At 72.2% G+C, this 12,369-nt stretch carries 10 protein-coding genes and 1 riboswitch; of the genes, 8 read left to right on the forward strand and 2 right to left on the reverse strand.

All coding sequences use genetic code 11. The features are described 5' to 3' along the window. Positions 1–100: 100 nt before the first annotated feature. From AC07DI_RS10325 to AC07DI_RS10340, 4 genes are all read left to right on the forward strand, one after another. Positions 101–1,480, forward strand: coding sequence for a M16 family metallopeptidase (locus AC07DI_RS10325; RefSeq protein WP_478903595.1), 1,380 nt, complete (start codon positions 101–103; stop codon positions 1,478–1,480). After that, on the forward strand, positions 1,477–2,865 hold the full coding sequence (locus AC07DI_RS10330; protein ID WP_478903596.1) for a M16 family metallopeptidase: 1,389 nt from the start codon (positions 1,477–1,479) through the stop codon (positions 2,863–2,865). Before AC07DI_RS10325 ends, AC07DI_RS10330 begins: the two co-directional genes overlap by 4 nt. A gap of 250 nt (positions 2,866–3,115) precedes the next feature. Continuing rightward, a riboswitch (cyclic di-AMP (ydaO/yuaA leader) is annotated at positions 3,116–3,278 on the forward strand. 12 nt (positions 3,279–3,290) lie between these two features. Continuing rightward, positions 3,291–4,094, forward strand: coding sequence for a M23 family metallopeptidase (locus AC07DI_RS10335; protein WP_478903598.1), 804 nt, complete (start codon positions 3,291–3,293; stop codon positions 4,092–4,094). 239 nt (positions 4,095–4,333) lie between these two features. Then, positions 4,334–5,026: a GntR family transcriptional regulator gene (locus AC07DI_RS10340; RefSeq protein ID WP_478903599.1), complete on the forward strand. Its 693-nt coding sequence runs from the start codon at positions 4,334–4,336 to the stop codon at positions 5,024–5,026. Between the two features lie 106 nt (positions 5,027–5,132). On the opposite strand, the gene AC07DI_RS10345 is transcribed toward AC07DI_RS10340, so the two are convergent. After that, positions 5,133–5,414 (reverse strand): HPr family phosphocarrier protein, encoded by a 282-nt coding sequence (locus tag AC07DI_RS10345; RefSeq protein ID WP_138962230.1) that lies wholly within the window; start codon positions 5,412–5,414, stop codon positions 5,133–5,135. A 155-nt stretch (positions 5,415–5,569) separates the two neighbouring features. On the opposite strand from AC07DI_RS10345, the gene AC07DI_RS10350 reads away from it, so the two are divergent. From AC07DI_RS10350 to AC07DI_RS10365, 4 genes are all read left to right on the forward strand, one after another. Continuing rightward, the gene (locus AC07DI_RS10350) at positions 5,570–8,500 is read left to right on the forward strand and encodes a bifunctional acetate--CoA ligase family protein/GNAT family N-acetyltransferase (protein ID WP_478903601.1); all 2,931 of its coding nucleotides are present in this window, start codon (positions 5,570–5,572) and stop codon (positions 8,498–8,500) included. Positions 8,501–8,766: 266 nt separating this feature from the next. Beyond that, the gene (locus tag AC07DI_RS10355; protein ID WP_268773899.1) at positions 8,767–9,354 is read left to right on the forward strand and encodes a DUF5998 family protein; all 588 of its coding nucleotides are present in this window, start codon (positions 8,767–8,769) and stop codon (positions 9,352–9,354) included. Further along, positions 9,354–10,541 (forward strand): alkaline phosphatase family protein, encoded by a 1,188-nt coding sequence (locus AC07DI_RS10360; protein WP_384260126.1) that lies wholly within the window; start codon positions 9,354–9,356, stop codon positions 10,539–10,541. The genes AC07DI_RS10355 and AC07DI_RS10360 overlap by 1 nt, the downstream gene beginning before the upstream one ends. A 46-nt stretch (positions 10,542–10,587) precedes the next feature. Further along, entirely contained in the window at positions 10,588–11,238 is a 651-nt protein-coding gene (locus AC07DI_RS10365; RefSeq protein WP_384260124.1) for a thymidine kinase, read from the forward strand. Positions 11,239–11,318: 80 nt separating this feature from the next. On the opposite strand, the gene AC07DI_RS10370 is transcribed toward AC07DI_RS10365, so the two are convergent. Further along, on the reverse strand, positions 11,319–12,044 hold the full coding sequence (locus AC07DI_RS10370) for a VOC family protein (protein ID WP_478903605.1): 726 nt from the start codon (positions 12,042–12,044) through the stop codon (positions 11,319–11,321). Positions 12,045–12,369: the final 325 nt, after the last annotated feature.

Below are 12,369 nucleotides of genomic sequence, written 5' to 3' on the forward strand. Positions count from 1 at the left end.
GAGCGGGAACTTCGTCAGGTGCTGACACGCTTGCATACAGTGGCAGGACTGGCAGCAATTGTTCTGATCCAGCGATGATCCAGCGATCGAAGGGACGTACATGCCCATGGGTCACACGGCCACAGCCGAGGCCGGCTCCGGCGGCCTGACAGCGACCGAGCACCGGCTGGCCAACGGCCTGCGCGTGGTGCTCTCCGAGGACCACCTGACCCCGGTCGCCGCGGTCTGCCTCTGGTACGACGTCGGCTCCCGCCACGAGGTCAAGGGGCTTACCGGCCTCGCCCACCTCTTCGAGCACCTGATGTTCCAGGGCTCGAAGCAGGTGCACGGCAACGGCCACTTCGAGCTGGTCCAGGGCGCGGGCGGGTCGCTCAACGGCACGACGAGCTTCGAGCGCACCAACTACTTCGAGACCATGCCCGCCCACCAGCTGGAGCTGGCCCTGTGGCTCGAGGCCGACCGGATGGGCTCGCTGCTCTCGGCGCTCGACGAGGAGTCGATGGACAACCAGCGCGACGTCGTCAAGAACGAGCGCCGCCAGCGCTACGACAACGTCCCGTACGGCACGGCCTTCGAGAAGCTGACCGCCCTCTCGTACCCGGAGGGCCACCCCTACCACCACACGCCGATCGGCTCCATGGCCGACCTCGACGCGGCGACCCTGGAGGACGCGCGCGCGTTCTTCCGCACGTACTACGCGCCGAACAACGCCGTCCTCTCGGTCGTCGGCGACATCGATCCGGAGCGGACGCTCGCCTGGATCGAGAAGTACTTCGGCTCGATCCCGGGCCACGACGGCAAGCAGCCGCCGCGCGACGGCGCCCTGCCCGAGCGCATCGGCAAGGAGCTGCGTGAGGTCGTCGAGGAGGATGTGCCGGCCCGCGCCCTGATGGCCGCCTACCGCCTCCCCGAGGACGGCACGCGCGCGTGCGACGCGGCCGACATCGCCCTCACCGTCCTCGGCAGCGGCGAGTCCTCCCGGCTGTACAACCGCCTCGTGCGCCGTGACCGCACCGCCGTCGCCGCCGGGTTCGGTCTGCTGCGCCTCGCGGGGGCGCCCTCGCTCGGCTGGCTGGACGTGAAGACCTCCGGCGACGTGGAGGTCCCCGTCATCGAGGCCGCCGTCGACGAGGAGCTGGCCCGCCTCGCCGCGGAAGGCCCCACTCCGGAGGAGATGGAGCGCGCCCAGGCGCAGTTGGAGCGCGAGTGGCTGGACCGGCTCGGTACGGTCGCGGGCCGTGCCGACGAACTCTGCCGGTACGCCGTCCTGTTCGGCGACCCGCAGCTCGCCCTGACCGCCGTGCAGCGCGTCCTCGACGTCACCGCGGAAGAGGTCCAGGAGGTCGCCGCGGCGCGCCTGCGACCGGACAACCGCGCGGTGCTCGTCTACGAACCCGTGACCGTCGCCGACGACGGCGAAGAAGGCGAAGAGGGCGAAAAGGGCATGGAGTACGCCGAGGAAGAGGAGGCGGCGAAGTGACCGAGGCCGCGACGACGATGCAGTTCCACCCACAGCCCCAGGCGGGCGCGGCCAAGCCCTGGGCCTTCCCGGCACCCCGGCGCGGCACGCTGCCCAACGGCCTCACCGTGCTGCGGTGCCACCGCCCCGGCCAGCAGGTCGTCGCCGTCGAGATCCACCTCGAAGCGCCGCTCGACGCCGAGCCCGAAGGCCTCGACGGCGTCGCCACGATCATGGCGAGGGCCTTCAACGAGGGCACTGACAAGCACTCCGCCGAGGAGTTCGCCGCCGAGCTCGACCGCTGCGGCGCCACGCTCGACGCGCACGCCGACCACCCGGGCGTGCGGGTCTCCCTCGAGGTCCCGGTCTCCAGGCTCCCCAAGGCGCTCGGCCTGCTCGCCGACGCCCTGCGGGCCCCCGCCTTCGCGGACGGCGAGATCGAACGGCTCGTACGCAACCGCCTGGACGAGATCCCGCACGAGGCCGCCAATCCGGCGCGCCGCGCCGCCAAGGAGCTCTCCAAGCAGCTGTTCCCGCCGACCTCGCGCATGTCCCGTCCGCGCCAGGGCAGCGAGGAGACGGTCGCGGCCATCGACTCGGCGGCGGTGCGCGCCTTCTACGAGAAGCACGTCAGGCCCGCCACGGCCACCCTCGTCGTGGTCGGCGACCTGACCGGAATCGACCTGGACGCCGTCCTCAAGGACACCGTCGGCGCCTGGACCGGCTCCGCGGGCGAGCCGCGCCCTGTACCGCAGGTGACCGCCGACGACCACGGCCGCGTCGTCATCGTGGACCGCCCCGGAGCGGTCCAGACGCAGCTGCTGATCGGCCGCGTCGGCGCCGACCGGCACGACCGCGTCTGGCCGGCCCAGGTCCTCGGCACGTACTGCCTCGGCGGCACCCTCACCTCCCGCCTCGACCGGGTGCTGCGCGAGGAGAAGGGATACACCTACGGGGTGCGGGCGTTCAGCCAGGTGCTGCGTTCGGCGCCGGACGGGACGGGCGCCGCGATGCTCGCCATCAGCGGCTCCGTGGACACCCCGAACACCGGGCCGGCGCTCGGGGACCTCTGGAAGGTGCTGCGCACCCTCGCCGCCGAGGGCCTTACCGACGCCGAGCGCGACGTGGCCGTGCAGAATCTGGTGGGCGTCGCCCCGCTCAAGTACGAGATGGCCGCCTCGGTCGCGGCCACGCTCGCCGACCAGGTCGAGCAGAACCTGCCGGACGACTTCCAGGCGCAGCTGTACCGGCGGCTGGCCGACACCGGCACCGTGGAGGCCACCGCGGCCGTCGTGAACGCCTTCCCCGAGGACCGCCTGGTGACGATCCTCGTCGGGGACGCCGCGACGATCGAGGAGCCCGTCAGGGCCCTCGGGATCGGCGACGTGAGCGTGGTCACGGGCTGAGTGTGGTTCCGGGCCGAGCGAGGTCCCGGGCCGAGTGAGGCCCGCGTGGACTGAGTGACAGTCAGGACATTTCGGGACCCCGGCGACCGCTTCGGCCGCCGGGGTCCTCATATGTCCGGATTCATATGGTGGTTGCCTGTCTGCCGTGTGGCGTGCGCTACAAAAGTCGCGTTCTGTTTGTGGATTGAAAGAGGCCCCGTTTAGCGTCGGTCCGGCTGTTCGTCGCGCACCACGCCGCATCCGCGGCACCGGACAGTCATCGCCGAGTCCCCGTACGGCGCGAGCCAGGGGAGCCGGGGACCCACATGTCCCCTGGGGTGAATCGGGCACCTTGCCGCGAGGTGAGGGACCCGTAGGAGACCTTCCTGCTCCGAACCCGTCAGCTAACCCGGTAGGCGAGAGGGAAGGAAAGGATCACCCGCCACATGGCGTTCACCCGTGCCACCGGGAAGCACCGTCGTCCGAGCCGCCTCACGCGGACCACCGCGAACGTCGCCGGTGTCGCGGCGCTCACCACCACCGGTGTCATCGGAGGCCTCGCCGCCCCCGCGCTGGCCGCCGCCGACGAAGCGGCCGTCGAGCACACCGGCCTCACCCAGGCGATATCCGTCGGCGACTCGCTCGCCGAGAGCATCGACGCGCAGGCCGCCGCGCAGCGCCAGGCCGCCGACGACGCCGCTGCCGCCCAGAAGGCCGAAGAGGCCGCCAAGAAGAAGGCCGCGGAGGAGAAGCGCAAGGCCGAGGCCGAGGCGAAGGCGAAGGCCGAGAAGGAGCGCAAGGCCAAGGAGCGCGCCGCCCGCGAGGCCGAGCGCAAGCGCCTGAACACCTACGTCGCCCCGGTCGCGGGCTCGTACGTCTCCACGGGTTACCAGACCGGCGGCGCCATGTGGTCCTCCGGCAGCCACACCGGCATCGACTTCCATGCCGCGTCCGGCACCGCCGTCCACGCGGTCGGCTCCGGCACCGTGGTCGAGGCGGGCTGGGGCGGCGCCTACGGCAACAACGTGGTCATCAAGATGAACGACGGTACGTACACCCAGTACGGCCACATGTCGTCCCTCGGTGTCACCGTCGGCCAGACGGTCACCCCGGGCCAGCAGATCGGCCTCTCCGGCTCCACCGGCAACTCCAGCGGCCCGCACCTCCACTTCGAGGCCCGCACCGGCCCGGAGTACGGCTCGGACATCGACCCGATCGCCTACCTCCGCTCGCACGGCGTCAACGTCTGAGCGACGGACTGCACGGCTCCCGCAGCACTCCACGAAAGCCCCGGCTCCTCCCGAGCCGGGGCTTTCGTCCTTGCGCCCCTCCGCATCCCCGGACCCCCGGAACTCTCCTCGCAGGGCCCTTGGCCAAAAGATATCCACGAATTCCGGACCGCCGTCGGAAATTCCGACGCTCTGCAATAGAGTCACTGAACGAGCGTCGGTCGACCGCGTTTCGCGGGGATGAAGGCGGAGGTCCGGTCATGCGTGTTCCCGCGCATTCGGTATGCACGGCCATTCGGAACGACATTGTCGCCGGTGTCCACGAAAGAGGCGGCCGGCTCACCGAGGACCTCCTCGCGCGCCGCTACGGCGTCTCGCGCGTCCCGGTCCGCGAGGCCCTGCGCACCCTGGAGGCCGAGGGGTTCGTCGTCACCCGCAGACATGCGGGTGCCTGTGTCGCGGAGCCCACGGAGCAGGAGGCGGCGGACCTCCTCGAGGTCCGGACGCTGCTCGAACCGCTCGCCGCGGCACGCGCCGCGCAGCGCCGCACGGACGCCCACCTCAAGGTCCTGCGCGGTCTCGTCAGGATGGGCCGCGAGCGCGCCGGGAGTGGCCAGGGGGAGGATCTGCGGTCCCTGGGCGGCTGGTTCCACGAGACGCTCGCCCAGGCGTCCGGCAGCCCCGGCCTCAGCGCGCTGCTGACCCAGCTCCGGCAGAAGACCGCCTGGATGTACGTCGTCGACCGTCCGGCGGCGCCGGCCGAGTCCTGGTCCGAGCATGCCGAGGTCCTGGACGCGGTCGCCCGCGGGGACGCCGAGCGCGCCAGGGCGCTCACCGCCGCGCACGCCGCGCGGGTGGCGGCCACCCACCGCCTGCGTCACGGGGGACGGCCAGGACCCGAGCGCGTGAGGAATTCGCAACATGCCGTAAATACGGTGAGCCTCCGGAATTAACGGAGACGCCGTATACAAAGAGCGAGCCAATCCATCACGCGTAAACGCCGACGGGGTCGCCCGGAATTCCGGGCGACCCCATCGGCGCATTTTCCAGGAATGTGTCCTAGACCGTCTCCGGAAGCTCCTCGAGCCCCTCCGAGACCAGCTTCGCCAGCCGGTCGAGGGCGGCGTCCGCGCCTTCGGCGTCGGAGGCGAGCACGATCTCCTCGCCACCCTGGGCACCCAGGCCGAGCACCGCGAGCATCGAGGCGGCGTTGACCGGGTTGCCGTCGGCCTTGGCGATCGTCACGGGGACGCCGGAGGCCGTGGCCGCACGGACGAAGATGGAGGCGGGTCGGGCGTGAAGGCCCTCGGCCCAGCCGACGTTGACGCGGCGCTCAGCCATGTGTTGCTGCCCTTCCAGGTGTCTCACACTTGTCTAGACCAGTGTCTCATGCCGTCGCGGGTGCTCTGTCGGACGTAAGTCCTGCTCCCGGCCGCCTTTGACCCGTCCTAGCCTGCCCCGGCCCCGACGGCGGCGCGACCCGTACCCTGGGCCCCATGCAGACCGCGTCGGATCAGCAGGATCGGCACGACTACCCCTCCCACTGGGAAGCCGATGTGGTGCTGCGCGACGGGGGGACCGCCCGGATCAGGCCCATCACGGCCGAGGACGCGGACCGTCTGATCAGCTTCTACGAGCAGGTGTCCGACGAGTCGAAGTACTACCGCTTCTTCGCGCCCTACCCCCGCCTCTCCGCCAAGGACGTGCACCGCTTCACCCACCACGACCAGGTGGACCGGGTCGGGCTCGCGGCCACGGTGGGCGGCGAGTTCATCGCCACCGTGCGCTACGACCGCATCGACGAGCGCGGCATGGCCGCCAGCGCGCCCGCCGACGAGGCCGAGGTCGCCTTCCTCGTACAGGACGCCCACCAGGGCCGGGGCGTCGCCTCCACGCTCCTCGAACACATCGCGGCTGTCGCCAGGGAGCGCGGCATCCGCCGGTTCGCGGCCGAGGTGCTGCCCGCCAACACCAAGATGATCAAGGTGTTCACGGACGCGGGCTACCAGCAGAAGCGCAGCTTCGAGGACGGCGTCGTCCGCCTGGAATTCGGCCTGGAGCCGACGGACCGCTCGCTCGCCGTGCAGCGCGCCCGCGAACAGCGCGCCGAGGGACGCTCCGTGCAGCGCCTCCTGACGCCTGGCTCGGTCGCGGTGATCGGCGTGGGCCGGGCCCCCGGCGGCGTGGGCCGCAGCGTCCTGCACAACCTCAAGGAATCCGGCTTCACCGGCCGCCTGTACGCGGTGAACAGCGCGTTCGGAGAGGGGACCGGTGCTGTCGGGGAGGGGACCGGTGCTGATGGCACCTCCGGCGCCGCTATCGACGCAGTGCCCGCGCACCGCTCCGTCGCCGACATCGGGGAGCAGGTGGACCTGGCGGTGATCGCCGTGCCCGCCGACCGGGTCCCCCAGGTCGTCGCCGAGTGCGGTGAGCGCGGGGTGCAGGGCCTCGTGGTGCTCTCGGCGGGGTACGGGGAGAGCGGCCCCGAGGGGCGCGAGCGCCAGCGCGAGCTGGTCCGCCAGGCCCGGTCGTACGGCATGCGGATCATCGGCCCGAACGCCTTCGGCGTGATCAACACCTCCCCGCAGACACGGCTCAACGCCTCGCTCGCTCCGCAGTCCCCCGCGCGCGGGCGCATCGGTCTGTTCACCCAGTCCGGCGCGATCGGCATCGCCCTGCTCTCCGGACTGCACCGGCGGGGCGCCGGTCTCTCCACGTTCGTCGGCTCCGGCAACCGCGCGGACGTGTCCGGCAACGACCTCCTCCAGTACTGGTACGAGGACCCCGACACCGACGTCACGCTGATGTACCTGGAGACCATCGGCAACCCGCGCAAGTTCACCCGCCTCGCACGGCGTTCGGCGACCGCCAAGCCGCTCGTCGTCGTCCAGGGCGCCCGGCACAGCGGCATCGCGCCGACCGGCCACGCCGTGCAGGCCACCCGCCTGCCGCACGCCACGGTCTCGGCGCTGCTGCGCCAGGCGGGCGTCATCCGCGTCGACACCGTCACCGAGATGGTCGACTCGGGGCTGCTCCTCGCGGGCCAGCCACTGCCGTCCGGGCCCCGCGTGGGCATCCTCGGGAACTCCGAGTCGCTCGGCCTCCTCACGTACGACGCGTGCGTCGCCGACGGCCTGCGGCCACTGCCGCCCCGCGACCTCACGACCGGCGCCGTCCCCGCCGACTTCCGGGCCGCGCTCGCCGAGGCGCTGTCGGACGACGGCTGCGACGCGGTGATCGTCAACGCGATCCCCTGGGTGGGCGAGGACGGGGCGGCCACCGACCCCGGGACGCTGGCCACGGAGCTGCGGGCGGCGGCTGCGGGATGCCCCGCGAAACCCGTGGCCGTGGTCCACGTGGAGCTCGGCGGGCTCGCCGAGGCGCTGGCGGCCGCCACCAGCACCCGGCCCGACGCGACCGTCCCCGTGCCGGGCGCGGCCGGGACAGGGGGCGCCGCGGGCGGCACAGCGGGCGCGTCGGGCTCGGCGGGAAGCGGCAGGACGGCCGAGCCGCACACCGCTCCGCCCGCCGGTGCCACGGCCGACCCCACGGACCAGTACCGCATCCCCGCCTACCCCGCCGCCGAGCGCGCCGTGCGCGCCCTCTCCGAAGCCGTCAAGTACGCCCAGTGGCGGCGCGAGGCGGCCGAGCCGGGCCGGGTGCACGAGTACGACGACATCGACGAGAGCGGGGCCGCCGGGCGCATCGAGGAGCTGCTCGCCAAGGACGGCGACCCGCGCGGTGTCACGCTCGCCCCCGACGACGCCCACGAGCTGCTCGGGCGGTACGGCATCCGCGTACGGCAGGCGCTGCCCGCGCCCGGCCCCGACGCGGCGGCCGAAGCCGCGCGGGCCATCGGCTACCCGGTGGCCCTGAAGACCACGGCCCCGCACCTGCGCCACCGCGCCGACCTCGGCGGGGTCCGCCTCGACCTCGCCGACGAGGAGCAACTGCGCCGGGCCTACCAGGAACTGACCGACCTCTTCGGCAAGCCCGCCGAGCTGCGGCTCGTGGTGCAGGGCATGGTGCCGCGCGGTGTCGACACGGTCGTACGCGCGGTCATCGACCCGGCGGCCGGAGCGGTGCTCTCCTTCGGCCTCGCGGGCGCCGCGTCCGAGCTGCTCGGCGACACCGCGCACCGGCTCATCCCGGTCACCGACCGGGAGGCGGTCTCCCTGGTCAGATCCATCCGGACCGCGCCGCTCCTCTTCGGCTGGCGCGGCTCGGCCCCCGTCGACACCCCGGCCCTCGAAGAGCTGCTCCAGCGGGTCTCCCGGCTCGTCGACGACCACCCCGAAGTGGTCGCCGTCTCCCTGGAGCCCGTCGTCGTCGCCCAGCGCGGCCTCTCCGTGCTCGGCGCCTCCGTCCGGCTCGCGCCCCCGCCGGCCCGCGACGACCTGGGCCCACGCACCCTTCCCGGCTACTGAGAGGCTGTCTTTGAACCCCCGTCGCCCGCGCGAAGCGCGGGCGCAGCGGCGGATTGGGGCCTCCCCTGCTCAAGCGGAGCCGAGAGCTTGGGGAAGCGTGCGATCGGAGTGCGGAGTTCCAGGTCATGTGGCGGAGCCACCTGTCCTGGGACTCCGTGCGCCGAGGGCGCGTGCCGGGCGTCGCTGCGCAGACGGGGGTTCAAAGACAGGCTCTGAGGCGCCCGCGGGGCACCGTGCGCCCCGCACCGGGCCGTAGGATGGACGGCATGGCAAAGACCGGTACGACGACCCAGGGGCTGCGCGCGGCGATCGAGCGCAGCGGCTACTACCCGGCCCTCGTGGCCGAGGCGGTGGAGGCCGCGATCGGCGGCGAGGCCATCGGGTCGTACCTGGTCCACCAGGAGACGACGTTCGACGCCAACGAAGTGCGCAGGCACGTCACCGTCCTCGTCCTGACCGGCACGCGCTTCATCGTCAGCCACACCGACGAGCAGGCGGCGGACAGCACCTCCCCGACGCCGTACGCGACGACCTCCACCGAGTCGGTCAAGATCGGCCGCATCTCCTCGGTCGTGGTGAGCCGCGTCGTCGCCAACCCCGAGAAGTACGTGCCAGGGACGCCGCCGCGCGAGGTCGTCCTGACCATCGGCTGGGGCGCCGTGTCCCGCATCGACCTGGAGCCCGCCGCCTGCGGCGACCCCAACTGCGAGGCCGATCACGGCTACACGGGCAGCTCCACCGCCGACGACCTCAGCCTCCGCGTCAGCGAGGCGGGCGACGGCCCCGACACCGTACGGCAGACCCTCGCCTTCGCCCAGGCGCTGTCCGAGGCGACCGCGGACACCGCTCGCTGATGTCCCTGCCCTCCTGGGACGACGTACAACCGCTCTCCCTCGACACCGCACCTGTGCCCGCCTACGGCTCCGGATCGCTGGCCGACCTGCTGCCCACGCTCGTCGCCCACCAGGGCGTCGACGGCTTCACGCCAACCATCGCCGAGCTCGCGCCGGCCGACCGGAACTGCGTCTTCCTGATCGACGGCCTCGGCTGGGAGCAGCTGAGGGCCCACCCGGACGAGGCGCCCTTCCTGGCGTCGTTGCTGCAGAGCTCGCGGGGCGGCACGGGCCGGCCTCTCACCGCGGGCTTCCCCGCCACCACGGCGAGCTCGCTCGCCTCGGTCGGCACGGGACTGCCCCCCGGCGCCCACGGCCTGCCCGGCTACACCGTCCGGGACCCGGCCACCGGCGCGCTGATGAACCAGCTCCGCTGGAACCCGTGGACCGATCCGCACGCCTGGCAGCCGTACCCCACCGTCTTCCAGCAGGCGCACGCCGCCGGTGTGCACACCGCGCAGGTCTCGTCCCCGACGTTCGAGCACACGCCGCTGACCAAGGTCGCCCTCAGCGGCGGCTCCTTCCGCGGCAGGCTCTCCGGAGAGGACCGCATGGACCTCGCCGCGCAGCAACTGGCCGCCGGGGACCGCTCCCTGGTGTACACGTACTACGCGGAAGTCGACGGCAAGGGCCACCGCTTCGGGGTCGACTCCGACGCCTGGCGCGGTCAGCTGATGTACGTCGACCGGCTGGCCCAGCGTCTCGCCGAACAGCTGCCGCCGCGCAGCGCCCTGTACGTCACCGCGGACCACGGCATGATCGACATCCCGTTCGACGAGGCGTCCCGCATCGACTTCGACGAGGACTGGGAGCTGCGCGCCGGAGTCGCCCTCCTCGGTGGAGAGGGCCGTGCCCGGCACGTCTACGCGGTGCCGGGGGCCGAGAACGACGTCCTGACGGTGTGGCGCGAGGTGCTCGGCGAGCAGTTCTGGGTGGCCTCCCGCGACGAGGCGATCGCCGCGGGCTGGTTCGGTCCACATATTGATCAACGTGTGTACGACCGCCTCGGTGACGTGATCGCCGCCGCCCACGACGACGCGGCGATCATCGCTTCGGAGCGCGAGCCAAACGAGTCCGCCCTTGTGGGCATGCACGGCTCCATGACCCCCGTCGAGCAGCTCGTCCCGCTCCTCGAAGTACGCTCCTGACCCACTCTCCTCACTCCGTACGCCCCTGAAAGGTCCGCAACTCCCCATGTCCGAGCTGGTGTTCTTTTCCGGGACGATGGACTGCGGGAAGTCGACCTTGGCCTTGCAGATCGTCCACAACCGTTCCGCTCGTGGGCTGCAGGGGCTGATCTTCGCCCGTGACGACCGTGCGGGGGAGGGCAAGCTCTCCTCGCGGCTTGGCCTGGTGACGGACGCGGTGGAGGCACGTCCCGGTCTCGATCTGTACGGCCGTGTGGTGGGGGAGCTGTCGCGGGGCGGCCGGGTCGACTACGTGATCGCGGACGAGGCACAGTTTCTGGCCCCGGACCAGATCGACCAGCTGGCGCGGGTCGTGGACGATCTGGACCTCGACGTCTTCGCGTTCGGCATCACCACGGACTTCCGCACCAAGCTGTTCCCCGGTTCGCAGCGGTTGATCGAACTGGCGGACCGTCTGGAGACGTTGCAGGTCGAGGCGATGTGTTGGTGCGGAGCACGGGCCACGCACAACGCCAGGACGGTGGACGGGCAGATGGTGGTCGAGGGCGAGCAGGTCGTGGTGGGCGACGTCGACCGGTCACCCGAGGAAGTCGGCTACGAGGTCCTGTGCCGCCGCCACCACCGCAACCAGCTGACGAGCGCGACGGCGCGTGCGGCGGCGCTGTCTCCCGACGTGCTGCCAGTCGCTTCCGCGTAAGGCGGCCCTGACATGTTCCCGGATTTCCTGCGGTAGTTCCCGCCGAAGTCCCCGGCGGGAACTACCCGATGCCCTCGGGATCAGTCCGCGTCGGGCGAGTGCACCAGCGCGAAGACCGCGCCCTCGGGGTCCGCGACCGTTGCCGTCCGGCCATGATCACCGGTCTTGGCCGGCTCGATGACATGGCCGCCGAGCTCGCCCACCCGGTCGACCGCCTCGTCGACGTCGGCGACCTCGAAGTACGTCATCCAGTGCGGGCCGCGATCGCGCGGCAGGGCCTGGCCGAGACCGTGTACGGAGGCCACCGGGCGGCCGTCGACGCGCAGTGTCACATGATCGGAGTCGGCCGAGACGACGGCCTCTTCGGTGCAGCCGAAGACGGACTGGTAGAACTTGAGGACGCCGACGGTCTCCCGGGTCACCAACTCGTTCCAGACCGGTGTGCCGGGCCTGCCGAGCACCGCCGTACCCAGGTGGGCCGCGGCCTGCCAGATACCGAACACCGCGCCCGCCGGGTCGGACGCGATGGCCAGCCGCCCGGCCTCGCCCGCGTCGATCGGGCCGACCCCGAGCGTGCCGCCGCATTGCCGTACCGCGTCCGCCGTCGCGTCCGCGTCGTCCGTCGCCAGGTAGGTCGTCCAGGCGATGGGCAGGTGACGGTCGGTCGGCAGCCGCCCGATGCCCGCCACCTCGCGGCCGTCCAGCATCGCCCGCACGTACGGCCCCAGCTGCTGGGGGCCCGGCCGGAACTCCCAGCCGAAGAGCGCTCCGTAGAACTCCTGGGTCGCGGTCAGGTCATGCGTCATCAGACTCACCCAGCAGGGCGTGCCGGGCCCTCGTCGGCCGGTCCCCGCGCTGTTGCGCCGCGCCTTCCCCAAGGACTGCGCCGAGTCCTCGCCAGGTAGGACCCCATTCGCCCGCGCCTCGGTCATCGTCACCCTCTCCTCGGCCGTCCATGACGGCCGGTCAGCTAACACTCTCGAATGCGCGCACGTGCGCCGCGCAACTCGCGCCCGTGCAGATGCTCGCACCGCCCGCCCCGCCGCGCGGTTCGACCGCGCCGCGCTGTCCGGCTTCCCGCGGAAGATGCCCGATTTCCGGGTGCTCATCCGTGGGCGCGCGGTCGCCGTG

This window comes from Streptomyces sp. NPDC044106 (assembly GCF_056433985.1).